Source organism: Stutzerimonas zhaodongensis (genome assembly GCF_003696365.1).
In the GTDB taxonomy this organism is placed as follows: Bacteria; Pseudomonadota; Gammaproteobacteria; order Pseudomonadales; family Pseudomonadaceae; genus Stutzerimonas; species Stutzerimonas zhaodongensis.
Genome location: NZ_RFFM01000001.1, coordinates 194,379 through 219,971, shown reverse-complemented (window position 1 = coordinate 219,971; position 25,593 = coordinate 194,379). Strand labels below are relative to the sequence as shown.

Below are 25,593 nucleotides of genomic sequence, written 5' to 3'. Positions count from 1 at the left end.
TCCGCGGTCTGGCAAGGCCCCTGTTTCATAAAGGAGATCCCCATGCCGGCATCCAGAAATATCCTGGTGCTGTACACCGGCGGCACCATCGGCATGCAGCAAAGCAGCGAAGGCCTGATGCCCGCCTCTGGCTTTGCCGAACGCCTAGGCGCTCAGCAGGCGCAGCTGCCCTCGCTACAGCTGCCAGACTGGCAATTCCGCGAGCTGCTGCCGCCGATAGACAGTGCCAACATGAATCAGCGCAACTGGCTGGCGATGGCCGAGGCGATTCGCAACGGCGTAGAGCAGGATGGTTGCGATGGCGTATTGGTGCTGCATGGCACGGACACGCTGGCTTACAGCGCTGCAGCGCTGAGTTTTTTGTTACTCGGGCTGGAAGTCCCGGTAGTGCTGACTGGTTCGATGCTGCCCGCGGGTGTATCCGGTAGTGATGCCTGGGACAATCTGTTCGGCGCCATGCAGGCACTTTCCAACGGTGTCGAGACGGGCGTTCAGCTGTTCTTCAGCGGCAAGCTGATGCCGGGCGTGCGGGCCAGCAAACTCGGTACGGCCAGCCTCGAGGCATTTGGTGTGTTGCCGAGGATGCGCACAGGTCAGCACGTGCCGGTGCCCGGCTCGCTCGATTTCCGGCAGACGCGCCGACCGGTCCCGCTTGCAGTGTTGCCGCTGTATCCCGGGATCACCGCGGCGCAACTCAATGGCGTGCTGGAAAGTGGCGTGAAGGGCTTGGTACTGGAGTGCTACGGCAGCGGCACCGGGCCGTCCGACGATGCGCAACTGCTGGATGCGCTGTCGAAAGCACATCGGCGCGGTGTCGTGCTTGTCGCCATCAGTCAGTGCCCGCAGGGGCATGTCGACTTCGACATCTACGCCGCGGGTGGCAAGCTTGCTGCTACAGGCCTGATCTCCGGCGGTGGCATGACTCGCGAAGCGGCGCTGGGCAAGCTTTTCTCGCTGCTTGGTGCGGGCCTACCGCAATCCGAGGTCGAGCATTGGTTCGCCGTCGACCTTTGCAGCGAGCGCGCCGAGTGAGGCAGCGGGTCAGTTCGGACTCAGATCCAGCGCCTGCAGGCAGTCACGCACCCGCCGGCGCAGCGCCTCCAGATCAAGGGGTTTGCTCAACCAGCCCTGACAGTCGATCTCGTCCTTTCGCACACTGGCTGCGCTGAGGACGATGACCGGCAGCCGCCGCGTCTCCGGCGACTGTCTCAGCAGATGCAGCAAGCGCTCGCCGTCCAGCTCAGGCAGGTTGAGATCGAGTAGTAACAGCTCCGGCGGATCGTCCAGCACTTGCTCGAGCGCCTGTCGACCATTGCCGATCACCACAACCTCGCCCAGTTCCGCCAGGGCCTTGCGCACCAGTAACTGACTGGCCGGATCATCCTCGGCATAGACAATCCGGGGCCGTTCGCGAGTCAGAGGCAGGCGCTTCGGGTCGAGCGGCGACAAGGCTATCCAGAATCGACTCCCCGCGCCTGGCGCACTCTTCACGCCGATACTGCCCCCCATCAACTTGGCGTACTCCAGGCACAGGGACAGGCCGATGCCGGCGCCCTGAATGTTCGAGCTTTCCCGGCCGAGCCGCTGGAATGGTTCGAACATCCTGGCTTGCAAGGTCTCGTCGATACCCATCCCGGTATCCTCGACCTGCAGCCGCACCTGGCCTGCGACCATTTCGATACTGAGCCGGATCGCCCCTGCAGGGCTGTTGTATTTGATGGCGTTGGACAACAGGTTGAGCAACACCTGACGCAAACGCCGCGGCTCGGCGCGCACGTCGATGGGAGCGGACGGCACGTCGAAATCCAGCCGCAGGCCGTGGCGCTGGACATCGAGGGCTACCAGCTCTGCGCACTCACGCATCAGCGCCGTGACTTCAACACGCTCGAGCGCCAGCCGAGGCCGCTCAGCCTGCAGACTGGACCAGTCGAGGATGTCGCCGAGAAGCTGATTCAGATGACGGCTGGCCAGCAGGATTTCATCCAGATAGTCGGCGGCCTCGGGATCGGCATCCGGCGAGCAGTCCATGCGCATCAGCTGAGCGAAGCCAAGAATGGCATTGAGCGGAGTGCGCAGTTCGTGGCTGATGCTGGAGATCAGGTGCGTTTTTGCCTGATTGGCGGCCTGGGCTTGCTGGGTGGCCAGGCGCAGGTTTTCCTCGCCACGCTTGATTGCATCGATATCCACATGAGTGCCCGCGATCAGTGTCGCCTGGCCCGTCTGAGGATCACGTTCGAGCACCCGGCCCCGGCTTAGCAGCCAGTGGTAATCGCCAAGCGCATCGGCGAACCGGAACTCGCTTTCGTAGTGCAGGGTATGGCCACGGTGCATGCGCTCCACCTCGGCTTTCACGTGCGCAAGGTCCTGTGGATGGACGCGCTGCAGAAACTGCGATTCGCTGAGCTGCGCCGCGGGCAGGCCGAAGCGCGCCGGCAGACGGCCACGCAACTGCAGGGTGTCGCTACGCGTGTCGAATTCCCAGAGGCTGTCCGTTGCGCTCTCCAGAACCAGCTCGAGTCGCTCCTGGGCCTGGGTGCGCTGAGACTCACTATGCTCCAGCTGAGCGCCGATCGCCTGGGTGTGCTGCGCCAGATCATCGAGCTCGCGGATATCCGAAGCGACACGCTGCGGCCGCAGTCGACCCAGTCCGATCTGCCCCATCATCGTGGATATCTGAAAAATAGGCGTCAGCAGCGACTCGCTCAGTCGGCGCGCACGCAGCCACATGTAGGCAAAGAACGCCAGGTAGAACAGCACCAGACCGGCAATCATGAGATAGCCGATGTGCTGAAAGCGATTGGCAAGGGCGTTGGTCTGGCTAAAGACCTCGGCTTCATCGACCACCGCCAGCAGGTGCCAGCCGGTCTGCCGTACCGTTGTCCAGGCGACCAGCCTTTGCTCGCCGCCCAATTCGAGACGCATCACCCCCTCATTCTGGGCGGCCAGCGCCTGGGCCAGCTTGCGTGTCTGCCCACGACGATCAAGACGGAAGTCCTCGGGTTTGAATATTTCGCGGCGTACCGCCTCGTCGTAGGAGTGTTTGGTCAGTTCGTCCAGGCCGAACTCGCGCTCACCCGCTTCGGGCAACGCCATGATGCTCAGATCACGGCTGACCAACACGGCGTAGCCGTTCCACGGCACGCGCAGGGTGCCGATCTGCTCGAGGATGCCCCCCACCGTGACATCTACACCCACGACGCCTTCGAGAAAATCGCCACGGTATACCGGAGCGATGGCCGACATCATCCAACCGTGGCCGGCCGGATCGAGGTACACATCGGTCCAGACCACCTTGCGGGCGGGGTTATGCCAGGCGTTGGCCAGGTAATAGAAGTTGTAGTCCGGGATGTTCATGTCCGGCGGATACTGCTGCGCCGTGTCGAACCATGGATAGATGTGGTTGTAACTGTCCCAGCTGTTGAAGTAGAGACTGGCGATCAATGGATTGCCGGCCTGCAGCTCCATCAGCAGGGGATTGAGCCGGTGCAGCCTGGCGACCTTCTGCAAATCCTGGTGCTCCGGTGGCGTCGCCCCTGAGTAGAAGCTGGCAGCACCACCATCATTCTCGGGGCTGTAGCGCACCCCGTCTTCGGTGAAGCTCAAGGCCCGCGGAGCTACAGGCTCATCTTCGGCCAGCGCGCGTGCCGTGAAGTTGCGCAGCAGCCGGGTCGAGCGCGCTACCTGCTGAAGTTGCTCGTCGATTATCCGTGTCTCCAGTGCTGCCGCGGCCTGCAGCTCGGCTAGCGCCGTCTCGCGCAGGTGTTCGATCTGCGCGTCGCGGATGGCGCTGTTGGATAACAGATAGGTAGCGACCAGCACGACCTCGACCAGCACCAGTGGAATCAGCGCAGTCTGGACGAAGGCGCGCCAGATCCATTGGCGTATACCGGTAGGGGTTTTCGACACAACGACGCTCCGCTTGGCTTGGCCAGGGTGCGAGTTCCTGGCATGGCTGCTGTCCGGGCCAGTCCGATCCGGTGGTGGGCGGCCGTAACGGCGTTCGTCTAGCGGTTCGCCAGCCCGATCAGCTCGTCGCGCCACTCGGCATTGCGAGGCAGCGCCAGAAACGATGGGTTGAGGTAGCTTTCGCGCGCCTCGTAAGTCAATACAGCCCCGGCGACATCGAGCACCTCGCCCCCCGCCCCCTCGAGCACGCCCTGGGCAGCAGCCGTATCCCATTGCGAGGTTGGCGCCAGACGCGGGTAGCAATCGGCAGCGCCTTCGGCCAGCAGGCAGAGCTTCAATGAACTGCCAACGTTAGCCAATACCAGCTCTCCGAAGCGCTGGCGCAATCCGTCGAGCAAATGCTCTTGCGCCGGGCTCGAATGCCGGCGGCTGGCTACCACGGTGAAACCCTCCGCAGGATGCTGTCGCACCCGCAGCGGTTGCGCAGCGCCGTCCGCCTCGGCGCGCCAGGCGCCGAAATCCGCGCCGCCGTAATAGCAGCGGCCGTTGGCAGGGATGCCGACCACGCCGAATAGCACGCGGCCCTGTTCGATCAGCGCCACGTTGACGGTGAATTCTTCACTGCCGGCGATGAACTCCTTGGTGCCGTCCAGCGGGTCGACCAGCCACCAGCGCGTCCAGGCGCTGCGTTCGCCCAGGCCGAGTTCGCAATCTTCCTCCGAGAGGACAGGAATAGCGGCGTCCAGCCCACGCAGCCCGTCAGCCAGGAGGTGATGGGCGGCCATATCGGCAGCAGTCACCGGCGATGCATCGGCCTTTTCGTGCACCTGCACATCGGTGCGCCAATGCGGAAGGATGGCTTGACCGGCTTTGCGAACCAGATCGATAACCGGTGCCAGATAGGGATGACTCACAGGACGAATTCCCCTCGTTGGGTCAGCAGATCACGCGCCAGGTACAAGGCCGCCAGCGCGCGACCTTCAGTGAACTGCGGGTTTTGGATGAGGCTGGAGAGTTCGCGTAGATCCACGCGATCGACACGCATCGGCTCCGGCTCGTCACCGGGCAGCTGTTCGGGATAAAGGTCGCGAGCGAGCACCACCTGAATCTTCTGGCTCATGTAACCGGGCGAGAGCGACAGCTCGGTCAGCAACTCGAGACTCCGCGCTCCAAATCCGGCCTCTTCCTTCAACTCACGATTGGCGGCGTCGAGCACATCTTCGCCCGGCTCGATCAGGCCTTTGGGCAGCGACAGTTCGTAGGTATCGGTGCCGCCGCAATACTCCTCAATCAGCAGTGCTCGGCCATCGGCTTCCAGCGCGACGATCATCACCGCCCCATAGCCGACGCCCTTGCCGACCAGCCGTTCGTAAGTACGCTCGACACCGTTTGAGAACCGCAGCTGCAGTTCCTCGACGCGGAACAGACGGCTGGTGGCAACGATCTCTCGGGCAAGCACGGTAGGTTTCTGGCGCATGGGAGCTATCCTTTAAACGCGAACCACAATCATAACCCGGCTTTTTGCGCTGACCGTGAACGCTTTGCATCGAATCAACCGCTGTCGCACCATTACTCACTCGCCAAACGAAGAGCCAACCATGATCACCTCGCTGCCCTGGTCCGAGATCGACACCGTCCTGCTGGACATGGACGGCACGCTTCTGGACCTGCATTTCGATAACCATTTCTGGCTCGAATTCCTGCCCCAGCGCTATGCAGAGCTGCATGGCATCAGCCGCGCCATGGCGGAAATGGAACTAGCGCCGCTGTTCAACGAGCACGAGGGAAAACTCACCTGGTACTGTCTGGATTTCTGGACCCGGGAGCTGAACCTGCCAATCCGCGAGATGAAGCGCGAAATCGCCGAGCTGATCGCCCTGCGGCCTGCAGCCGACGAATTCCTCGCAGCGTTGCGCCAGTCCGGCAAGCAGGTAGTGCTGATCACCAACGCCCACCGTGACTCGCTGTCGCTCAAGCTTGAGCGCATCGAGCTGGCGCCCTGGTTCGACCGCCTGATCAGCTCCCATGACTATGGGTTTCCCAAAGAGCAGGCGCAGTTCTGGTATGCCTTGAAGGCGGATCTTGATTTCGATCCGGTCACTTCTCTTTTCATCGACGACAGCCTGCCGGTCCTGCGTAGCGCTCGCGCATTCGGCATCGCCCATCTGCTGGCGATCAGCGAGCCGGACAGCCGCCGCGGGCCTAAAAACACCGAGGAGTTCACCGCCGTCGACGATTATCTGGAGCTGATTCGCAATCTTCAGGGCAATGCGACCTGAACGAAGCACCGCCGTCGTGCTTAACTTCGATTTCCAGCGAGCCCCGCGTCACAAGGGCAATCGCATGCATGACGTACACAGATGGGCAGGCATGCGCCGAACCGCACCAGGCAAGTGAATGCCGCCACACGTGAGGTCGTCGATCGACCGCCGCACCTTGATGGAAGACTTATGGCAGTAGATCCGGGGCTCTGGCCGCATGACGGTAGCGAAATGGGGCGACGCATCAGGGACCATGACTGGAGCGCTACAGCGCTGGGCCCGCTCGATGACTGGCCTGTCGCGCTGCGGGTGCTGCTAGACATATTGCTCGATGCCCCACTGCCCATGTGCGCGCTCTGGGGCGAAGCCGGCGTGCAACTGTACAACGATGCCCATGCCGAACTGATCGGCCGTAAGCATCCCACCGCGCTGGGGCAGCCGGTCTCGAATACCTGGGCCACAGTCTGGCCAGGACTGCTCGACGCACGAGCGAGCGCTGCGCAGGGCAACGCTATCCAGCTGCACCATCAGTGTTTTTCCAACGGCGTCGAAACAGGCGGGAGCGTTTGGGTCGACCTGTCGCTGAGCCCGGTCCGCGATGGCGCGTCGATTGGCGGGCAACTCCTGTGCATGCGCCACAGCGCAGAAGAAGCGCTGCGCCACCGGGAAAGCGAAATGAAGATGATCGTCGATGCGCTGCCAGTGTTGATCGGCTACGTCGACAAGGAGCAGCGCTACCGCTACAACAACCGCTACTACGAAGAATGGTTCGGCCATTCACCTGCCTGGCTTTACGGCAAAAGCCTGGTCGAGGTGGTCGGCGAGCGAGCCATCAGCGTGCGCGCGAACGAAATCGCCCGGACGCTGGCCGGCGAGGACGTGGTCTTCGAAGCGCACCTGCCGCACAAGGATGGGCACCCGCGCCAGTCGCTGATGCATTACCTGCCACGCCGCGATGAGCACGGTGAAGTGCTGGGCTTCTTCGTGCTGGCGCAGGATGTAACCGAGCGCTGGCAAGCCGAACAGTCGTTGCGCGAGCTTAATGAGACCCTTGAAAGCCGCGTCCAGGAACGCACCAATGCACTGGCGGAGGTCTACGAGCGGCTGCTCACGGAAATGGCCAGCCGCGAGCAGGCGCAGGAAGCCCTGCGCCAGGCCCAGAAGATGGAAGCAGTCGGCCAACTCACCGGTGGCATTGCCCACGACTTCAACAACATGCTCACCGGGATCATAGGCGGCCTGGATCTGATCCAGCGCTATAACGAGTCCGGGCGCCATACCGAAACCCAACGCTTTATAGATGCCGCCACGACCTCGGCAAATCGCGCCGCGGCGCTGACTCACCGGCTGCTGGCCTTTGCCCGGCGTCAGCCATTGAATCTCAAATGCGTCGACCTCAACTCGCTGGTGGAGTCCATGCGCGATCTCATGGTGCGCACACTGGGCAGCCACATCCTTGTCGACGCTCAGCTTGAACCCGAACTCTGGCCAGCCAACAGCGACGAGAATCAGCTGGAGAGCGCTCTTCTGAATCTGGTTATCAACGCGCGGGATGCCATGCCCAAGGGTGGCAGTCTCTACATCACCACCGCCAATGTGCTTCTGGCGAACCAGTCCGAAGTCGGCGAGCTGCCGCCGGGACGTTATGTAAGTCTGAGCGTTCTGGACAGCGGATGCGGGATGACGCCAAAGGTACTGGCTGCGGCCTTCGAGCCTTTCTTCACCACCAAACCCATTGGCCAGGGCACCGGCCTCGGACTGTCGATGATCTACGGCTTCACACGGCAGGCCGGCGGCCACGTGCATATCTGCAGCGAGCCCGACAAAGGCACCGAGGTAACTCTTTATCTGCCGGCCCATCATGATATGGCCGTACTGGCCGAGACGGCCAAGCAATTGGAGCAGACGCCTCAGGCGCTGGAAGGCGAGACCGTGCTGGTGGTCGAAGATGATCCAGCCGTGCGCCTGCTGGTGGTCGACGTCCTTAGCATGCTCGGCTATGCGGCGCTTGAAGCTGCCGAGGCTAACGCGGCGGTGAAGATTCTAGAAACCGGCGCGCGCATCGACCTGCTTGTCTCGGACGTCGGCTTGCCAGGAATGAACGGGCGCCAGCTCGCCGATATAGCCCGCCAGCATCGCCCCGGCTTGCGTGTTCTATTCATGACCGGTTATGCCGAGCAAGCGGCAAGCAGCGGCTTTCTCGACACCGATATGGATATGATCAGCAAACCATTCGCCGTCGAAAAATTTGCGACACGAGTTCGAAACATGCTGGCACGCGGGCAGTAACCGCTATTACGCGCCAGCTCCGGGGCTATAGACCCGCGGCGCGTTGTGATGCGGCAGGTGGATCAGATTGAGGTGGTGCTGGCGCGCCCAGCGCACGCAAAGGTCGGTCGGCGCCGAGAGGCTGACCAGGGTCGAAAGCCCCGCACGCACGGCCTTGTGAATCAACTCGAGACTGCATCGGCTGGTGACCACGGCGAAGCCATGACGGCCGTCACGGCCCTCCCGTCTCAGCGCGCCAATCAGCTTGTCCAGCGCGTTGTGGCGGCCAATGTCTTCACGGCACAGCACGATCTCGCCCTGCTCGTCGACAAACAGCGCGGCGTGCAGAGCACCGCTTTGCCGTGCCAGGCGCTGCACATCGTTGATGCGCGCGCGCAAATCGTGCAGATGCGCGGCCGGGGGCAACGGGCTGGGCGCCAGAGCGGTCAATTGCGGCAGCGCCTGTTCGATCGCCTCCACGCCGCAAAGCCCGCAGCCGCTGGTGCCGGCCAGATTGCGCCGCTGCTCCTTGAGCGCCCAGAACGCCCTGTTGCCGATCTGCACTTCGGCGCTGAATGCGTCACCGCGACGATTGAGCTGGATGTCGTGTATGTCGTCGATGCCGCCGACCACCTCGCCGCTCAGGCTGAAGCCAACCACGAAGTCTTCCAGCGCACTGGGCGAGACCATCATCACCGCATGGCTGATGCCGTTATACGCGATGGCCAGCGCGCATTCTTCGGCCAGTACAGCGCTACCCGAACCTGCCGCGTCATCCAGCTCGGCATAGGTATAAGCGTCCGGCGCTGAATTGCCGTCGGACATGGTGGTACTAAGGGGCGCAGGACGAGGCATGAGGGTGTTCCTTGCAGTCGAGCTGTAAGGATATTCGACTCAGGCGTGTACCTGCGGTTCTATCTGCTCGCGTATCCCGCCCAGAGCCTGCAGCACGAACGGGTTCAACCCTTCGCCTGCAGTGGCATCCAGATGAGCGAATAGTGCCGTGCGCATCTGCGGGTCCCATTGGCGCTTGAGATGCAGCGCGAAGTCCGTGCGAGCCTGCTCGGCATCGGGCTGGGAGGCGAAAAAGGCGCCAATCTGATTGGCCATCCTGATCAATTGCGTGGCATTCATGCCCATGAACGTGCTCCGCTGATTGAGCTGAAAACCGCACCGGCCGGGTGCGAAGCGCTGCGCGGGGGCGCAATGCGCACCCCGCGAGCGGTCGCTGCGATAGGACTCACAGCTGCACCACGGGCAGCAGGTTCACCTGCTCGCGGGTGAAAGCGTCGAACTCCTGCTGCCACTTCGAGGGGACCTCCACCTTGCGCACCTGCACCGCGGTGACCTTATATTCGGGGCAATTGGTAGCCCAGTCCGAGTTGTCCGTGGTGATCACGTTGGCACCGGACTCGGGATGGTGGAAGGTGGTGTACACCACGCCGGGCTGCATGCGTTGGGTGACCTTTGCGCGCATCACCGTCTCACCCGCGCGGCTGTTGATACCGACCCAGTCACCGTCGTTGATGCCACGGTCTTCGGCATCAACCGGGTGCAGCTCAAGGATGTCCTCGGCGTGCCAGGCCTTGTTGGCGGTACGGCGTGTCTGCGCCCCGACGTTGTACTGCGAAAGGATACGCCCGGTGGTCAGCACCAGCGGCCGCTTGCGCGAGGTGCGCTCATCAGTGGCGATGAACTCGGTGATCACGAAGCGCCCCTTGCCGCGCACGAATGCGTCCTCATGCATGATCGGCGTGCCTTCCGGCGCCTCGTCGTTGCATGGCCACTGAATGCTGCCCATGCGATCGAGCTTGGCGTAGCTGACGCCGGTGAATGTCGGGGTCAGGCTGGCGATCTCGTCCATGATCTGCGACGGATGGGTGTAATTCATTGGATAGCCGAGGGCGTTGGACAGCGCCACCGTCACTTCCCAGTCTTCCTTGCCAGCCAGCGCCGGCATCACTTTGCGCACCGGCGAAATGCGCCGCTCGGCGTTGGTGAAGGTGCCGTTCTTCTCAAGGAAGGAGGCGCCAGGCAGGAACACGTGGGCAAACTTGGCGGTTTCGTTGAGGAACAGGTCCTGCACCACAACACATTCCATGGCCTTGAGCGCATCGGTGACGTGCTGGGTATCGGGATCCGACTGCGCCGGGTCCTCGCCCTGGATATACAGCCCTTTGAAAGTCCCGGCGTGCGCCGCCGCCAGCATGTTCGGGATGCGCAAGCCCGGCTCGTCGAGCAGCTTGACGCCCCAGGCGTCTTCGAACAGTGGCCGCGCCACCGGATCGGAAACGTGACGATAACCCGGCAGCTCGTGCGGAAAAGAGCCCATGTCACAGGAACCTTGCACGTTGTTCTGCCCGCGCAACGGGTTCACGCCCACGCCCGGTCTGCCGATATTGCCGGTGGCCATGGCCAGGTTGGCGATTGCCATGACGGTGGACGAACCCTGGCTGTGCTCGGTGACACCGAGGCCGTAGTAGATAGCGGCATTGCCGCCGGTGGCGTACAGACGCGCCGCGGCGCGCACTGTGGCGGCCGGCACGCCGGTCAGCTCCTGCATGGTTTCGGGGCTGTTGCGCTGCTCACCGACAAATGCGCGCCACTGTTCGAATGCCTCGGCTTCGCAGCGCTCGGCGACAAAGGCCTCGTCCACCAGGTTCTCCGTGACGATCACGTGCGCCAGGCTATTGAGCAGGGCGACATTGCTGCCAGGGCGCAGTTGCAGATGGTGGTCGGCCTTGACGTGCGGACCGCGTACCAGATCTATGCCGCGTGGGTCGGCAACGATCAGCCGGGCGCCCTCGCGCAGCCGACGCTTGAGTTGTGAACCGAAGACGGGGTGCCCGTCGGTGGGGTTGGCGCCGATCACCAGCACCACGTCGGCCGACAACACCGAGTCGAAGTCCTGAGTACCGGCGGATTCGCCAAGCGTAACCTTCAGGCCGTAGCCGGTGGGCGAATGGCAAACCCTCGCACAGGTGTCGACGTTGTTGTTGCCGAAGGCGGCGCGTACCAACTTCTGAACCAGATAGGTTTCCTCATTGGTGCAACGCGAGGACGTCAGCCCGCCCACCGAATTCTGGCCGTACTGCGCCTGGATTTCCTTGAAGCGCCGGGCGGCGTAGCCAATCGCCTCGTCCCAGCTCACCGGACGCCAGGGCTCGTTGATACTGTCGCGGATCATCGGCGTCTTGATACGGTCGGGGTGGGTGGCATAACCCCAGGCGAAGCGGCCCTTCACGCAGGAGTGGCCATGGTTGGCGTGGCCATCCTTGTTCGGCACCATGCGCACTACTTCGTTGCCCTTGACCTCGGCCTTGAACGAGCAGCCTACGCCGCAGTAGGCGCAGGTAGTGGTAACGCTGCGCTCGGCCTGACCCATCTCGATCACCGTCTTTTCCATCAGCGTCGCAGTCGGGCAGGCCTGCACACAGGCGCCGCAGGAAACGCACTCGGAATCGAGAAAATCCTCGGCCTGGCCGGCGGCGATACGCGAATCGAAGCCGCGCCCGTCGATGGTCAGCGCAAAGGTGCCCTGCACTTCTTCGCAAGCCCGCACACAACGGTTGCAGACGATGCACTTGGCTGGGTCATAGCTGAAATAGGGATTGGACTCGTCCTTGGCTTCGGCAAGGTGGGTTTGCACCGGGTCGTAACGCACTTCGCGCAGGCCAACCACGCCGGCCATGTCCTGCAGTTCGCAGTTGCCATTCGCCGAGCAGGTCAGACAGTCCAACGGGTGGTCCGAGATGTACAGCTCCATGGTGCCACGGCGCAGTTCTGCGAGCTTGGGGCTCTGGGTGCGTACCTTCATGCCTGGCTCGACAGGCGTAGTACAGGAAGCCGGAAAGCCGCGCCGGCCTTCGATCTCCACCGTACACAGCCGGCAAGAGCCGAACGGCTCAAGGCTGTCGCTGGCGCACAGCTTGGGCACCGAAATTCCGGCTTCCTGAGCGGCGCGCATCACCGAGGTGCCCGCGGGCACGCTGATTGCCGTGCCGTCGATTTCCACCGTTACCGGAGCGCCGGTGCGGGCCGGGGTGCCATAGTCGAGTTCACGATACAGGGCCATATTTGTGCCTCCGGATCAGCGGGCTTCGGCGGTGTCGCCGAAATCCTCGGGAAAATGATTGAGTGCACTCATCACAGGGTAGGGAGTCATCCCGCCGAGGGCGCAGAGCGAAGCGCCGAGCATGGTGTCGCACAGGCTTTTGAGCAGCTCGATACGGCCCGGCTGCGGACCTTCCGAGCGAGCAACGATGATTTGCTCGAGCAACTCTTCGCCCCGGGTGGAACCGATCCGGCAGGGCGTGCACTTGCCGCAGGACTCCACCGCGCAGAATTCCATGGCGTAACGCGCCATGTCGGCCATGTCCACGGTGTCGTCGAACACCACGATGCCGCCGTGGCCAAGCACCGCTCCAAGTGCTGCGAAGGCTTCGTAATCCAGAGGGGTGTCGAACTGAGATTCCGGCAGATAAGCGCCAAGTGGGCCACCGACCTGTACCGCGCGGATCGGCCGGCCACTGGCCGATCCGCCGCCGTATTCGTAGAGCAGCTCGCGCAGAGTGATGCCAAAGGCCCTCTCGATCAGGCCGCCGCGAGCAATGTTGCCGGTCAGCTGAATGGGTAAGGTGCCGAGCGATCGACCCATGCCGAAGTCACGGTAATAGGCGCCACCCTTGTCGAGGATGATGGGCACCGAGGCGAGCGAAATCACGTTGTTGATCACCGTCGGCATGCCGAACAGACCCTCGATGGCCGGCAGCGGTGGCTTCGGCCGCACAGTGCCGCGCTTGCCTTCGACGCTCTCCAGCAGGGCTGTTTCCTCGCCGCAGATATAGGCGCCTGCTCCGCGGCGAAGCTCCAGGTGGAAACGCTTGCCGCTACCAAGCAGGTCATCGCCCAGATAGCCGGCGGCGTATGCGCGGGCGATGGCAGCATTCAGGGTGGCCTCGGCGTGCGGGTACTCCGAACGCAGGTAGATGTAGCCCATGGTGGCACCCACGGCCAAGCCGGCGATGGTCATGCCTTCGATCAGAACGAAGGGGTCGTCTTCCATCACCATGCGATCGGAGAAGGTGCCAGAGTCGCCCTCATCGGCGTTGCAGACGATGTACTTCTGCGCGGCTTCGCAGCCGAGCACGGTGCGCCACTTGATGCCCGTGGGGAAGGCCGCACCGCCACGGCCGCGCAGGCCTGATTCGGTGACCTCGGCAACGATGGCGTCGGGAGTCATGCCGAGGGCGCGCCTGAGACCGCGATAACCGTCGTGAGCGATGTAGTCGTCCAGCGACAGCGGATCGGTAATTCCGGCTCGGGCAAAGGTCAGACGCTCCTGGCGCTTGAGGTACTCGATCTCCTCGGTCAGCCCATGACCCAGCGGATGCGCCCCGCCTTCAAGAAAATCGGCGTCGAACAGGCCGGCAACATCTCTGGCCTTGACCGGACCGTAGGCGACGCGCCCTGCGCTGGTCGCCACCTCCACCAGCGGCTCGAGCCAGAACAGTCCGCGCGAACCATTGCGTACCAGATTCAGTTCGATACCGCGCGCCGCAGCCTCCATAACGAGGGCCTTGGCCACCTTGTCGGCGCCAAGGCTTAGGGCTGTGACGTCGCGCGGCACATAAACGGTGATGGGCTGATTCATGCGCGGGACTCCTGCTCAGCCAGCAGCGCCAGCAGCTCCTGCGCATCGACGCGGCCATGCAACTCGCCATTGAGCATCGCGTTCGGCGCGCAGGCGCAGTTACCCAGGCAATACACCGCCTCGAAGCTCAGACTGCCATCCTCGAGGGTCTCACCAAGCGGCAGGCCCAGCTTTTGCTCCATCTCGGCAGTCAGCGCTTTTACGCCCATCGACTGGCAGGCCTCTGCCTGGCAGAGTTTGAGCACATGCCGACCCGGTGGGCTGGCGCGAAAATCGTGATAGAAACTGACCACGCCATGCACCTCGGCGCGCGACAGGCACAGCTCCTCGGCAATCATCGGCAAAAGGTCGGGCGGTACCGCACCAAGGCGATCCTGAATATCGTGAAGGATTGGCAGCAAGGCGCCAGGCTGGCCGCGGCGGGCGGCCAGCACCTCGCGGGCGACAGCCTGACACTGCTCGGGAGCGAAGCGCTGGGAAAGAATGGCCATGTTCGAAGCTCCAGCCGGCGGCTATGACCGGTACTGTCGGGAGACAAGCGCCTCAGTCACGGTTACCGAGGGCTAATCTCTGGCGTCGCCAATAAAGCGACCCACATATGAAATGAAGTTCTTATTATCCAGCCGCTACAGGCCGGTAAATGCAAGTTAACATGGTCATATTCATCAACAAATATGAAGCCTAGATCATATGATTCGAATCGAGATCCAGCCGCGATGGAGGTTTCACCAGAGCGACGGCAGCAGCCTGGACCCTCAAGGACTGGCATTGCTGCAGGCGGTGCACGACACCGGCAAGTTGACTGAAGCCGCCGCACGCGTGGGGTATTCCTACCGCCACGCGTGGAATCTGCTGGGCAAGTGGCAGGCATTCTTCGGCAGCCCGCTGATCGAGCTGGAACGAGGCAAGGGCGCGCGCCTGGCGCCGCTGGGAGAGAAACTGTTGTGGGCCGATCAGCGTATTCGCGCCCGGCTGTCACCACAGCTGGACAATCTGGCCAGCGAATTGGAGCTGGAACTGAACCGAGTGTTGCAGGCAAGCAATCCCGGCCTGCGCATCCATGCCAGCCATGGCTTCGCCGTCGCAGCCTTGCGCCAGTGGCTGGAGAGAGATCCGAGTTGGCAGTGGGAGGTGCAGTTTCGCGGCGGCAACGAGGCGATCATTGCGCTGCACCGTCACGACTGTGAAGTCGCCGGCCTGCACGTGCCGGCAGGGCCGCTCGGCGAACTGAGCATGAGCCGCATTCAGCCATGGATGCGTCCGGACCAGCGCGCGATCACCTTCGTGGTGCGCACACAGGGGCTGATGCTGGCTCCTGGAAATCCGCACGGTGTGAAGGGGCTGGCCGATCTGAGACGAAGCGAGCTGCGCTTCGTCAATCGCGAGCAGGGATCCGGCACACGCATGCTGCTCGAAGACCTGCTGCGCCGTGATGAGCTGGACAGCATGAAGATTACCGGCTTTCACAACGAGGAATTCACGCATGCAGCGGTGGCTGCGTACGTTGCCAGCGGCATGGCCGACGTGGGCTTCGGAGTCGAGGCAGCTGCGCGCCAGTTCGGCCTGGAATTCATTCCTATGGCGCGCGAGCACTACTGCCTGCTATGCCGTGAAGACAGCCTCGACCTTCCGGCGATGGGTGCGCTACTGAAAGTGCTGCAGGACCCGGAGTTCCAGACATGCATAGCTCGTCTGCCGGGTTACGCCCTGAGTCGCCCTGGCGAAGTGCTGCCGCTGCCTCAGGCGCTGGAACAATGGGGTCGTGAGAGCCTGCTCTAGGCGGCCATTCAAAGTGCTGATCAAGAACGTGAACCGCGTCGAAAATCTGGAAACACCGTCGGAGCAGCCGGAACCGGACAGGGAAACGATCAGTCTATGGGCCAAATCTCGCCGCAGAGCGGCGCTGTCATAGAGGTGTCCATGAAGTCATTGAAGTTGCTCATCCTCTCTCTCGGCTTGGCCAGCAGCGGCCTGGCCATGGCAGGCAACACCGAAGCCGCAGTGGGCGGCGCACTCGGAGGAGCCCTTGGGTCGGTAGTGGGCGAACACCTGGGCGGCTCGACAGGCGCGACCATTGGTGCCGGCGTAGGCGGCGCGGCTGGCGGCATGGTCGGTGCAGATAAGCGCAGCCGCACCGAAGCGGCCATCGGTGGCGGCCTGGGCGCAGCGGGCGGCAATGTCATTGGTCAGCGGGTCGGGGGCAGCAACGGTGGGCTGATCGGTGCAGCGGTAGGCGGCGGAGCAGGCGGCGCTATCGGCAATGCTTACGGCGATGATGATGACTATCGCGGCAACCGCCGCTACCGAGACGACCGCCGTTACTACGGTCACCCCGGCAAAGCCAAAGGGCACTACAAGCACAAACACAAACATCACCGCTGATACTGCTGACCTTGCCGCGCGAACTGGCGCGGCAAGAGCACCGCTGCATGGCCCGCAATCCCGGCCATGCAGTGCAGCTAAACCCCGCTCCTCTTCTACCCCACATTCCTCCTCACACCAGCAATGCTTCCAACGCCTGACGCAAGCCAGCGGGAATCGGGGTTGGTCGGTTGCTGACGCGTTCCACGAAGACGTGGACGAAGCGCCCCGCCGCACAGGCCTGAGCCTCACCAGCCTTGAAGATCGCCAGTTCATACTGCACTGAGCTGTTGCCCAATTTTCCGACTCGCAAGCCAACTTCCAGAGCGTCCGGAAAGGCGATGGACGAAAAGTAATCGCACGCGGAGCTGACCACGAAGCCCACCACCTCGCCGTCGTGAATATCCAGACCGCCGCGTTCGATCAGATAGGTATTCACTGCGCTATCGAAATAGCTGTAGTAGACGACGTTGTTCACGTGGCCGTAGATGTCGTTGTCATGCCAGCGCGTGGTAATGGGCTGGAAGTGGCGATAGTCGGTACGCAGGTGCTGCGGTTGTTCGGCCATGCGGTAATCCTTCGGGGTAACAGACGCTGCGCCACGTGAACGCGACGCAACGTGGGGTCAGTAAGCCGCTCGGTAGATCGCCAGGGCGTCAGCTTCGGTCACTTCCCGCGGGTTGTTGACCAAGAGGCGCTGCTGCAGCATCGCTTCCTTGGCCAGTTGCGGCAGCATGTCCTCGGGGACACCGGCATCACGCAGCCGGGTCGGCAGGCCAACGCGTGCGCTCATCTGCTCAAATTCCACAATCAGCTGCTCGGCATAAGTCGAAGGGTCATCGGTGCGCAGTCGATCACCGAGAATGATCGGCGCCAGCTCGCCGTAATGCGTGGTCGCCGCGCTGACGTTGAAGCGCAACACCTGCGGCAACACCAGAGCGTTGGAAAGGCCGTGAGGAATATGGAAATTGCCCCCCAGCGGATAGGCCAGCGCGTGCACCGCGGCGACCGGCGCATTGGCGAACGCCTGCCCGGCCAGGCAGGCGCCCAGCAGCATGGCCTGGCGCGCCTCACGGTTGCTGCCGTTATGCACCGCCTCGTCCAGATTGGCCGCCAAGAGGCGCAGCGCCTCACGGGCCAACAGGTCGGACATCGGGTTCTTCTTCAAAGCACTGGTATAGGCCTCGATGGCATGCACCATGGCATCGATGCCCGTGGCCGCTGTCACCGCTGGTGGCAGGCCGAGGGTGAGATCGGCATCCAGCAACGCCAGATCCGGCAGCAACAGCGTGGAGACCACGCCCATTTTGGTCGTCTCGCCGGTGGTGATGATGGCGATCTGCGTGACTTCGGAGCCGGTGCCCGCCGTGGTCGGCACCTGTATCAGCGGCAGGCGCTGACCCTTGGCGTTGCCGACCCCATAGATGTCCTGCAGCGATTGACTGCAGTCAGGATGCGCCAGCAATGCCACCAGCTTGGCTACGTCCATGGAGCTGCCGCCGCCGAAGCCGATGACCAGATCGGCACCGCACGCTTTCGCCTGCTCGACCGCAGCCATCACGATATTTTCTGGCGGATCAGCGATGACCTGATCGTACACAGCGACTTGCAGCCCTTCCGCCTCGAAGCCCGGCAGCACTTCATTGAGCAGGCCGAAACGGGTGATGCCGGGGTCGGTCACCACCAGCACCGAGCGTGCCCCGCGCTCCTTGCAGAGGCTGGCCAGCCGGCGCGACGAGCCGGGCTCGCAGATCAATTGAGCGGTTGTGGCAAAGCTGAACGGATGCATCGGTGCCTCCTGTGATCGATTAGCTCAAAACGCGAAGTCGCTTTCCGGCAGCGCCATCAAACATTCGGCCCCACCCTGAATGGCTTCCCGATGTGCACTGGCCCTTGGCAGGACACGGCGCAGATAGAAATCCGCGCTGGCCAGCTTGGCCTGATAGAACGCTTCTTCACCGCTGCCTTGCTCCATCGCATCCTGGGCGCGCGCCGCGGCCTGCAGCCACAAGCCCGCCAACAGGACATACGCCGAGTACTGCAGGAAATCCACCGACACCGCGCCAATTTCCTGCGGATCGCGGCCGGTCGCAGCAATGATCTCGGCAGTCAGCTCGCGCCATTCGCCAATGCGTGCCTGCACCTTGCTGGCCATGTCGTGCAATGCCGGCCGGTCGATCTGGCGGTCACAGACCTCGCTGAATTCCGCCTGCAACGCAGATAGCTCCGCGCCGCCATCGCCGAGCAGCTTGCGGCGGATGTAATCCAGCGCCTGGATACCGTTGGTGCCCTCGTAGAGCTGGGTGATGCGGCTGTCGCGCATCAGCTGCTCCATGCCCCACTCGCGGATATACCCGTGGCCACCGTAGACCTGCACGCCGAGGCTTGCGACTTCCTGGCCCATGTCGGTGAAGAACGCCTTGACGATGGGGATCAGCAACGCAGCGCGCTTGCTTGCGGCCTTGCGGTAGCTCGGCTCGGGGTGGCCGTGTTCGAGATCCAGCTGCCGGGCGCAGTAGGCGGCCAGCATGCGGCTGCCTTCGACCAGCGTCTTTTGCGTTAGCAGCATGCGCCGCACGTCCGGATGCACGATGATCGGGTCGGCGACCTTGTCCGGGTGCTGCGCGCCAGCCAGTCCTCGCGATTGCAGACGCTCACGAGCATAGGCCAGCGAGCCCTGATAAGCCTGTTCGGCAATGCCAAGCCCCTGCAAGCCGACCTGGAAGCGCGCGTCGTTCATCATGGTGAACATGCAGGCAAGGCCCTGGTTCGGCTCGCCGACAACCCAGCCGGTGGCACCGTCGAAATTCATCACGCAGGTGGCCGCGCCCTTGATGCCCATCTTGTGCTCGATGGCGCCGCAGCTCAGCGCGTTGCGCTCGCCCGGCGTGCCGTCGGCATTGGCGATGAACTTGGGCACCAGCAGCAGGCTGATGCCTTTCACCCCAGCCGGCGCATCCGGCAGGCGCGCCAGCACCAGGTGCACGATGTTCTCGCTCATGTCGTGCTCGCCGCCGGAGATGAAAATCTTGCTGCCGCTGACCTTGTAGCTACCGTCCGCCTGGGGCTCGGCCCGGGTGCGCAGCAGGGCGAGGTCGGTGCCGGCCTGCGGCTCGGTGAGGCACATGGTGCCGCTCCAGCTCCCGCTGACCAGCTTCTCCAGATAGGCATTCTTCAGCTCGTCGCTGCCGTGCTTGTACAGCGCCAGCACCGCGCCCTCGGTGAGGCCCGAGTAGATGCGGAAGGACAGGGACGCGCCCATCAGCATCTCGTGGAAGTTGCAGGCCACCAGCTGCGGAAAGCCTTGACCACCGTACTCGGTCGGCCCGGTCATGCTCGCCCAGCCGTTGTCGACGTACTGCTTGTAGGCTTCGACGAAGCCCTGCGGCGTGCGCACTTCGCCGTTTTCCAGGGTCACGCCTTCTTCGTCGCTGTTGCGATTGAGCGGCGCGATCTCGCCGCCGGTGTAGCGCGCGGCTTCTTCCAGCACGCCGTCGATCAACTCGCGGTCCAGGCCGTTGCCGAGCAATTCGCAATGACCGGTGGCATCGAACAGCTCGTGCAGCACGAAGCGCATGTCACGCAGGGGTGCCTTGTATTCCATGCTCACGCCTCCTTCTTGTGGTCGGCGAAACGACCGCCAAGGGTGGCCAGGCTGTCGATCAGCCCCGCAGGCTGCCAGTGCTCGCCGTGGCGCTCGGCCAATGCGTTGAGGCGATCACGAATGGCCGGCAGGCCCTGACGATCGGCCCAGGTCATCGGCCCACCGACTTCAGCTGGGAAGCCGTAACCATAGAGGTAGACGGTGTCGATGTCGGCGCAGGACTCAGCCATGCCTTCCTCGAGAATCTTCGCGCCCTCATTGACCAACGCAAGCAGGCAGCGCTCGAGGATTTCTTCGCTGCCGATCTCGCGGCGCTCATAGCCGAGGCGCTCGGACTCGCGCTGCACCAAGGCGTCCACTTCCGGATCGTGCTCGGCCTGACGGCTGCCCTCGGCGTAGCGGTAGTAGCCCATGCGCGACTTCTGACCGAAGCGGCCCAGCTCACAGAGACGGTTATCCACCTGCACCTCGGATTCATCCTGGCCCTTGCCGGCCAGTTCGCGGGCGCGCCATTCCAGGTCGATACCGACCACGTCATACATACGGAATGGGCCCATGGCGAAGCCGAAGCCCTGCAGCGCGGCGTCCACCTGATGGGGATAGGCGCCTTCGAGCAGCATCATCCGCGCCTCGCTCACGTAGGTGGCGAGCATGCGATTGCCGATGAAGCCCGGGCAGTTGCCGGCGATTACACTGACCTTGCCCATGCGCTTGCCCAGTTCGGTGGAGGCGTCGAGCACGGCTTTGGAGGTCTTCGCGCCGCGGACGATTTCCAGCAGCTTCATGATGTGCGCCGGGCTGAAGAAGTGCAGGCCCACGACCTGCTCCGGGCGCCCGGTGACGGCGGCGATGGCGTCGATATCCAGCGCCGAGGTGTTGCTGGCAAGAATGCCGGTCGGCTTCACGATGCCGTCCAGCTCGCGGAAGATCTTCTGCTTGAGCTCGAGGTTTTCGTAGACCGCCTCGATCACCAGATCGACATCGGCCAGCGCCTGGTAATCAGCCGCCTTGCTGATGCAGGCCCGTCGCGCAGCCGCTTGAGTCTCGTCGATCCGGCCCTGCCGCACGTTGTGCGCGTAGGTGTCGGCCACCGCGCCCAGCGCCTGTTCCAGCATCTCGGGATTGTTGTCCAGCCAGCGCACCTGCACGCCGGCGTTGGCCAGGCTCATGACGATACCGCGGCCCATGGTGCCCGCGCCGATCACGGCAGCGGTCTGGATATCGAAACGGGTTTGGCTCATTGCAGCTGTCCTCGTCGCAAAGGCAGAAAAATCAGAAGACCTACCTTAGATGAAGACGGTACTATTTTTGAAATTTAGTCTTGTGATGATTCAGATTCATTAGATGAATATCTACAGCTTCGATCTCAACCTGCTCCGCGTCCTAGACGCGCTGCTGCGCGAACGCAACGTCTCGCGCGCCGCCGAGCGCCTGTCGCTCAGCCAACCGGCGGTCAGCAATGCGCTCAATCGCTTGCGTGAACTGCTCGATGACCCGCTGCTGGTGCGAGTCGGCCGCGCCATGCAACCCACTCCGCGAGCACTGAGCCTGGAAGCGCCTATCCGCGATGCCTTGCAGCAGATCGAGCACACGCTCAATGCGGGTGACTTCTTTGACCCAGCCACCAGCCGCCAGCGCTTCGTCATCGCGGTGACTGACTACGTTGAGTTGATTTGCATGCCACCGCTGATGGCCCATCTGGCGAAAGTGGCCCCAGGCGTTCAGCTGGGAATTGAGCACTTGACCCCTTCCCTGCCAGCCGCAGCACTGGATAACGGTGAAATCGATCTGGCGGTCGGGCGGTTCCTTGATGTGCCGACCCGCTTCCATAGCCGTCGCTGGGCCAGCGAAACGCTGCAGGTCGCGCTGCGCAAACAACACCCGTTGATCGACGGGGAGCTCGATCTGACTACATTTCTGCGGCTGCGCCATCTGTGGGTTCATGGTGGCCAGACGCGGGGCATGGTCGACCAGTGGCTGGAAGATCACGACTTGGCGCGGGGCGTGGTCTACACCACCCCCAACTACCTGCAGGCCGCCCACATCGTAGCCAGCAGTGACCTCGCCGCCGTACTCCCGACGGGGCTGGCTCGGCATTTCGCAGGGTTGCTACCGCTGCAGCTCTTCGACCTGCCATTCGACCTTGGCACCTTCCAGCTGGACATCGTGAGCGTGGCACAACGCGAGCGGGATGCAGCTTTGCAATGGCTCATCGGTGAAATCATGGCCATTCAAAGCCAGGGCAGCCGCGGGGTGTGACGTCTCCATTGCAACATGCGCGCGTGTCAGAACCCCAAGGCGATGAACCAATCCTCTGCATCCAGGAAGCCCAGCGCGGCAAGCGACCCCGGCGCTTCGGTCGCTGAGAAGAACAAGGACGTGCCGTAATCAGGTGTATCGCTGTCGTAGCCCAGTGCTTGTTCGAACTTGGCGATACAGCTGCTATGGGTTACCAGCACCAGATTCCTGCCCGGCATCTTGCTCTTCAGGGCATCGGCCAACATGGTTTCGCGGCAGCGATACAACCACTCCTGGTCTTTGCCGACATCTTTGAAGACGATCTGCTCTGTCTGGGCCGTTCGGCTCAAAGGGCTGTTGTAGATGTCGCTTTTGCTGAGACCAAGCTGGAAGAAGTCCTCGCCGAGTTCGCGCCCAACTCCCACTGAACGGGATGTAATGCCATCGGAGCCCTCCCAACATGGGAAGTCCTCCTTATCGCAACGCTCCAGGTGACGCACCAACACCACTAAGTCGCCCCGTGCCCACTGCGCTTTGAGGTTAGGTAGCTGGTATCGATTTTCTTCGGATAAATCAGCTAGCTCAGGCGGCTGCAGCATCATCAGCGCTAGAAATCCCGCCCCGCACACGGCCGTCACGGCCGTCACGGCTACCAGGGTGCGTTTCTTATTTAGGGCCGCGACTGCAGTCCAGCGCTGGAAAAGATTCATCAGACTCTGCCGCACGGGTGGATCCTTGGGTATAGAAATGGATGACCACCGGACCATCACCTGCGGCATAAGTGCAGTCCTGGTCGCTACTGTCGCAGAAGGTATTTGTGCAGGAGGGGGGAATACGGGTCATCGCGTCAGATAAGGCTGCAGCGAGACGACAATGCGGGAGCGCTTCGTTTGCGAGCCGTTCAGCCAGCACTGGATGGCGGCACATATGACTTTTCAGACAGCAAAAAACCCGCCGAAGCGGGTTTTTCTGACCATCCGAATCCTTCCGGCTGCCGTCCTGGCGATGGTCGATCTTCCTTGATCCTCAGCGCGTCCTGCGCTTCAGAGATGGGTATAGATTAGGCCTCCCATGGGTCCGGCAAAATAGCTGATGACTGCGATTCTTGTAAGCCTTTGGCTATAGGTGAAACAAACGCAGCGTTCTGCTGTCCAGCGAACCCTCCTGCTGCGCCCTGAAAGCACAACGGCTAATGCGATCAGCCCCGCTTGCGGGGGCTGATCGGAAGCTCACTACTTCTCGAGGAAATCCAGCAGATCCTGGTTCAGGCGGTCCTTGTGAGTGTCTGCCAACCCGTGCGGCGCCCCCGGATATACGATCAGTTTTGCGTCCTTGACGATGGCAGCCGAGGCGCGGGCGGAGGTGTCGATAGGTACGATCTGGTCATCGTCGCCGTGAATCACCAGCGTCGGCACATCGAACTTCTCCAGGTCTTCGCGAAAATCGGTAGCCGAGAAAGCAGCGATCGAGTCATACGTATTTTTGTGGCCCGCTTGCATGCCTTGCGCCCAGAATGATTGGATCAGCCCCTGTGACGGTGTTGCGCCTGGCCGGTTGTAGCCGAAGAACGGCCCGGAGGCGATGTCCAGATAAAGCTGCGATCTGTTCTCAAGCGAAGCCTGACGCAGCCCGTCGAACACCTCCAGCGGAACGCCGTTTGGATTGCTATCAGTCTTGAGCATCTGTGGCGGGACCGACGCAACCAGCACGGCCTTTTTCACCCGGCCAGTGCCATGTCGACCGATGTAACGCGCCACCTCACCGCCGCCGGTCGAGAAGCCGATCAGCGTCGCGTCCTTCAGATCCAAGGCTTCAAGAATTGCTGAGAGGTCATCGGCGTAATGGTCCATATCGTTGCCTTCCCACGGCTGACTGGAGCGACCATGACCGCGGCGATCATGGGCAACGACGCGATAGCCCTTGGATGCCAGAAACATCATTTGCGACTCCCAGCTATCCGAGCTGAGAGGCCAGCCGTGGCTGAATGTAACGACCTGACCGTCACGAGGCCCCCAGTCCTTGTAGTAGAGGCTTACACCGTCCTTAGTGGTGACGTAGCTTTCAGACCGCTCGCTGCCGAGCACAGCAGCCGTGCTTGCACCGGCAATCTGGGATGCTTGTGCTGTGACAGCGGCCGCCAGGGTAAGGGTGGCGAGAGTCAGTGCGCGATTCAGTGTGCTCATGATCAGTTCCTCGATAGGTAGATGGCTTAGCGGCTGGAGGTGTTTGCCAGCCGGTGAAGCTATGTTGCCTATCGAGCGGTGGCGTATGGACGCATAACGTCCACAAAATAATGCAGATCGTCTAAGCGATCGTTCAGTGTTTTAGATAGCGCAGACTCACCACCGGCGGAGCTCGGACCGCGCAGATAAACAAGTCTTCGCTTCCCGCTGATCGCGAGTTTTGGCTCTCGTCAGCAAACAAACGGGCCGTAGATCCCTTAGATGTTTGGGGAGTCATAGTCCTGAGCCTTTTTATAGAAACGCTCAAAACTACAAATATAATTCCAACAAAAACTAATTTTGGATTCGCTCAATTAACGCGATATCAATAATCGCAGACAGCTACGTCTAGCCAAATACAGGAATCATAAGGACCAATAAGATCAAATCAGGTCCGCCAATATTTGGCTGACCAAACTAAAGCTGTACTTATAATTTTATCCGCGTATATTCGGGATCACTGCTTCGCAATTAACACTTCGACACCCGGCATGATGTTTCTCTGTTTCATCTCCTCGGTTCGTTTTGCTTCTCGCTTCTCAGTCTCGGCGCCGAACGGTTCTGCGCTGCAGCCTTAAAACACCTGGGAGATACTCATGTCTACTCGTCAAAATGGCACTGTAAAATGGTTCAACGATGAAAAAGGTTTCGGCTTCATCACGCCGACCGACGGCAGCGAAGACCTGTTCGTTCATTATCGTTCGATCGAAAGCGCTGGCTTCAAAAGCCTGAGCGAAGGCCAAGCTGTTTCTTTCATGGCTACTAAAGGCCAGAAAGGAATGCAGGCCGATCAGGTTCAAGTCTCTTAAGACGCCTGATAGAAAAAGCCTCGCTTCGGCGGGGCTTTTTTTCGTCTTGAATTTGAATACTTGAAATAAGCCGTCGCGACGAGGGGGAAGATAATTGCTACCTGCATCTTTCGCCAACGGCTGGAATTGATAAACATCACGCCAGCGATCCCGGATATTATTTCTCAGAAAAGCAAAAACCCGCCGAAGCGGGTTTTTTCTGACCTTGTCGAAGTCCCTTCGATTGCCGTCCTGGCGATGGTCGATCTTCCTGATCCTGAGCGCGTCCTGC

General features: G+C 62.1%; 21 protein-coding genes. 7 read left to right on the top strand and 14 right to left on the bottom strand.

From position 1 onward, the window contains the following. Positions 1-42 precede the first annotated feature (42 nt). On the top strand, positions 43-1,032 hold the full coding sequence (locus EA797_RS00965; RefSeq protein ID WP_122163329.1) for an asparaginase: 990 nt from the start codon (positions 43-45) through the stop codon (positions 1,030-1,032). 9 nt (positions 1,033-1,041) lie between these two features. Here EA797_RS00965 and EA797_RS00960 read toward each other — a convergent pair whose 3' ends face one another. The 3 genes from EA797_RS00960 to nudE form a co-directional block, all read right to left on the bottom strand. Further along, positions 1,042-3,906, bottom strand: coding sequence for an ATP-binding protein (locus EA797_RS00960; RefSeq protein WP_122163328.1), 2,865 nt, complete (start codon positions 3,904-3,906; stop codon positions 1,042-1,044). Positions 3,907-4,004: 98 nt separating this feature from the next. Continuing rightward, positions 4,005-4,820 (bottom strand): 3'(2'),5'-bisphosphate nucleotidase CysQ, encoded by an 816-nt coding sequence (gene cysQ / locus EA797_RS00955; RefSeq protein ID WP_122163327.1) that lies wholly within the window; start codon positions 4,818-4,820, stop codon positions 4,005-4,007. Further along, on the bottom strand, positions 4,817-5,383 hold the full coding sequence (gene nudE, locus EA797_RS00950; protein ID WP_122163326.1) for an ADP compounds hydrolase NudE: 567 nt from the start codon (positions 5,381-5,383) through the stop codon (positions 4,817-4,819). Before nudE ends, cysQ begins: the two co-directional genes overlap by 4 nt. Before the next feature lie 121 nt (positions 5,384-5,504). Between nudE and yrfG the strand changes: the two genes are divergently transcribed. Further along, positions 5,505-6,185, top strand: coding sequence for a GMP/IMP nucleotidase (gene yrfG, locus EA797_RS00945; protein ID WP_122163325.1), 681 nt, complete (start codon positions 5,505-5,507; stop codon positions 6,183-6,185). 171 nt (positions 6,186-6,356) lie between these two features. Further along, a complete protein-coding gene (locus tag EA797_RS00940) occupies positions 6,357-8,456 on the top strand; it encodes a hybrid sensor histidine kinase/response regulator (RefSeq protein WP_122163324.1) in 2,100 nt (699 codons plus the stop codon). Between the two features lie 6 nt (positions 8,457-8,462). Here the strand turns inward: EA797_RS00940 and fdhD are convergent, their stop codons facing one another. The 5 genes from fdhD to EA797_RS00915 form a co-directional block, all read right to left on the bottom strand. After that, positions 8,463-9,290, bottom strand: a complete 828-nt coding sequence (fdhD, locus tag EA797_RS00935) for a formate dehydrogenase accessory sulfurtransferase FdhD (protein ID WP_122163323.1) — start codon at positions 9,288-9,290, stop codon at positions 8,463-8,465. A gap of 39 nt (positions 9,291-9,329) precedes the next feature. Beyond that, entirely contained in the window at positions 9,330-9,575 is a 246-nt protein-coding gene (locus EA797_RS00930) for a formate dehydrogenase subunit delta (protein WP_122163322.1), read from the bottom strand. A 100-nt stretch (positions 9,576-9,675) separates the two neighbouring features. Next, on the bottom strand, positions 9,676-12,510 hold the full coding sequence (gene fdhF / locus EA797_RS00925; protein ID WP_122163321.1) for a formate dehydrogenase subunit alpha: 2,835 nt from the start codon (positions 12,508-12,510) through the stop codon (positions 9,676-9,678). A gap of 15 nt (positions 12,511-12,525) precedes the next feature. Beyond that, the gene (locus EA797_RS00920) at positions 12,526-14,088 is read right to left on the bottom strand and encodes a formate dehydrogenase beta subunit (RefSeq protein WP_122163320.1); all 1,563 of its coding nucleotides are present in this window, start codon (positions 14,086-14,088) and stop codon (positions 12,526-12,528) included. Further along, on the bottom strand, positions 14,085-14,579 hold the full coding sequence (locus EA797_RS00915) for a formate dehydrogenase subunit gamma (protein WP_122163319.1): 495 nt from the start codon (positions 14,577-14,579) through the stop codon (positions 14,085-14,087). The genes EA797_RS00920 and EA797_RS00915 overlap by 4 nt, the downstream gene beginning before the upstream one ends. A 199-nt stretch (positions 14,580-14,778) precedes the next feature. Between EA797_RS00915 and EA797_RS00910 the strand changes: the two genes are divergently transcribed. Together EA797_RS00910 and EA797_RS00905 are read left to right on the top strand one after the other, a co-directional pair. Continuing rightward, the gene (locus EA797_RS00910; RefSeq protein WP_122163318.1) at positions 14,779-15,867 is read left to right on the top strand and encodes a substrate-binding domain-containing protein; all 1,089 of its coding nucleotides are present in this window, start codon (positions 14,779-14,781) and stop codon (positions 15,865-15,867) included. 198 nt (positions 15,868-16,065) lie between these two features. Continuing rightward, positions 16,066-16,470 carry a YMGG-like glycine zipper-containing protein gene (locus EA797_RS00905; RefSeq protein ID WP_425275565.1) on the top strand — a complete coding sequence of 135 codons (405 nt, stop codon included), beginning with the start codon at positions 16,066-16,068 and terminating at the stop codon, positions 16,468-16,470. A 112-nt stretch (positions 16,471-16,582) separates the two neighbouring features. On the opposite strand, the gene EA797_RS00900 is transcribed toward EA797_RS00905, so the two are convergent. Genes EA797_RS00900 through EA797_RS00885 form a run of 4 tightly spaced genes read right to left on the bottom strand, consistent with a single transcriptional unit; the run spans position 16,583 to position 21,294 of the window. Next, positions 16,583-17,017, bottom strand: coding sequence for an acyl-CoA thioesterase (locus tag EA797_RS00900; RefSeq protein WP_122163317.1), 435 nt, complete (start codon positions 17,015-17,017; stop codon positions 16,583-16,585). 57 nt (positions 17,018-17,074) lie between these two features. Next, complete coding sequence (locus tag EA797_RS00895) at positions 17,075-18,238, bottom strand: iron-containing alcohol dehydrogenase (RefSeq protein ID WP_003281120.1); 1,164 nt, start codon at positions 18,236-18,238, stop codon at positions 17,075-17,077. A 24-nt stretch (positions 18,239-18,262) separates the two neighbouring features. Continuing rightward, complete coding sequence (locus EA797_RS00890; RefSeq protein ID WP_122163316.1) at positions 18,263-20,053, bottom strand: acyl-CoA dehydrogenase C-terminal domain-containing protein; 1,791 nt, start codon at positions 20,051-20,053, stop codon at positions 18,263-18,265. A 2-nt stretch (positions 20,054-20,055) separates the two neighbouring features. Then, a complete protein-coding gene (locus EA797_RS00885) occupies positions 20,056-21,294 on the bottom strand; it encodes a 3-hydroxyacyl-CoA dehydrogenase (protein ID WP_122163315.1) in 1,239 nt (412 codons plus the stop codon). Between the two features lie 103 nt (positions 21,295-21,397). Between EA797_RS00885 and EA797_RS00880 the strand changes: the two genes are divergently transcribed. Then, entirely contained in the window at positions 21,398-22,312 is a 915-nt protein-coding gene (locus tag EA797_RS00880; RefSeq protein ID WP_122163314.1) for a LysR substrate-binding domain-containing protein, read from the top strand. Positions 22,313-22,338: 26 nt separating this feature from the next. Here the strand turns inward: EA797_RS00880 and pmrG are convergent, their stop codons facing one another. Then, the gene (gene pmrG / locus EA797_RS00875) at positions 22,339-23,070 is read right to left on the bottom strand and encodes a lipopolysaccharide core heptose(II)-phosphate phosphatase PmrG (protein ID WP_147456797.1); all 732 of its coding nucleotides are present in this window, start codon (positions 23,068-23,070) and stop codon (positions 22,339-22,341) included. Between the two features lie 453 nt (positions 23,071-23,523). After that, positions 23,524-24,474 (bottom strand): alpha/beta fold hydrolase, encoded by a 951-nt coding sequence (locus EA797_RS00870; protein WP_122163312.1) that lies wholly within the window; start codon positions 24,472-24,474, stop codon positions 23,524-23,526. A gap of 635 nt (positions 24,475-25,109) precedes the next feature. On the opposite strand from EA797_RS00870, the gene EA797_RS00865 reads away from it, so the two are divergent. Then, positions 25,110-25,322: a cold-shock protein gene (locus tag EA797_RS00865; protein WP_003281102.1), complete on the top strand. Its 213-nt coding sequence runs from the start codon at positions 25,110-25,112 to the stop codon at positions 25,320-25,322. The last annotated feature ends 271 nt before the right edge of the window (positions 25,323-25,593 follow it).

Excerpts from the sequence above, each read along its gene's own strand:
- pmrG (WP_147456797.1), bottom strand. The coding sequence starts at position 23,070 with ATGCCGCAGGTGATGGTCCGGTGGTCATCCATTTCTATACCCAAGGAT.
- EA797_RS00900 (WP_122163317.1), bottom strand. The coding sequence starts at position 17,017 with ATGGCCGAACAACCGCAGCACCTGCGTACCGACTATCGCCACTTCCAG.
- EA797_RS00905 (WP_425275565.1), top strand. The coding sequence starts at position 16,066 with ATGGCAGGCAACACCGAAGCCGCAGTGGGCGGCGCACTCGGAGGAGCC.
- EA797_RS00910 (WP_122163318.1), top strand. The coding sequence starts at position 14,779 with ATGATTCGAATCGAGATCCAGCCGCGATGGAGGTTTCACCAGAGCGAC.
- EA797_RS00915 (WP_122163319.1), bottom strand. The coding sequence starts at position 14,579 with ATGGCCATTCTTTCCCAGCGCTTCGCTCCCGAGCAGTGTCAGGCTGTC.
- EA797_RS00890 (WP_122163316.1), bottom strand. The coding sequence starts at position 20,053 with ATGGAATACAAGGCACCCCTGCGTGACATGCGCTTCGTGCTGCACGAG.
- EA797_RS00930 (WP_122163322.1), bottom strand. The coding sequence starts at position 9,575 with ATGGGCATGAATGCCACGCAATTGATCAGGATGGCCAATCAGATTGGC.
- yrfG (WP_122163325.1), top strand. The coding sequence starts at position 5,505 with ATGATCACCTCGCTGCCCTGGTCCGAGATCGACACCGTCCTGCTGGAC.
- nudE (WP_122163326.1), bottom strand. The coding sequence starts at position 5,383 with ATGCGCCAGAAACCTACCGTGCTTGCCCGAGAGATCGTTGCCACCAGC.
- EA797_RS00865 (WP_003281102.1), top strand. The coding sequence starts at position 25,110 with ATGTCTACTCGTCAAAATGGCACTGTAAAATGGTTCAACGATGAAAAA.
- fdhD (WP_122163323.1), bottom strand. The coding sequence starts at position 9,290 with ATGCCTCGTCCTGCGCCCCTTAGTACCACCATGTCCGACGGCAATTCA.
- EA797_RS00870 (WP_122163312.1), bottom strand. The coding sequence starts at position 24,474 with ATGAGCACACTGAATCGCGCACTGACTCTCGCCACCCTTACCCTGGCG.
- fdhF (WP_122163321.1), bottom strand. The coding sequence starts at position 12,510 with ATGGCCCTGTATCGTGAACTCGACTATGGCACCCCGGCCCGCACCGGC.
- EA797_RS00895 (WP_003281120.1), bottom strand. The coding sequence starts at position 18,238 with ATGCATCCGTTCAGCTTTGCCACAACCGCTCAATTGATCTGCGAGCCC.
- EA797_RS00965 (WP_122163329.1), top strand. The coding sequence starts at position 43 with ATGCCGGCATCCAGAAATATCCTGGTGCTGTACACCGGCGGCACCATC.
- EA797_RS00880 (WP_122163314.1), top strand. The coding sequence starts at position 21,398 with ATGAATATCTACAGCTTCGATCTCAACCTGCTCCGCGTCCTAGACGCG.
- EA797_RS00885 (WP_122163315.1), bottom strand. The coding sequence starts at position 21,294 with ATGAGCCAAACCCGTTTCGATATCCAGACCGCTGCCGTGATCGGCGCG.
- EA797_RS00940 (WP_122163324.1), top strand. The coding sequence starts at position 6,357 with ATGGCAGTAGATCCGGGGCTCTGGCCGCATGACGGTAGCGAAATGGGG.
- EA797_RS00920 (WP_122163320.1), bottom strand. The coding sequence starts at position 14,088 with ATGAATCAGCCCATCACCGTTTATGTGCCGCGCGACGTCACAGCCCTA.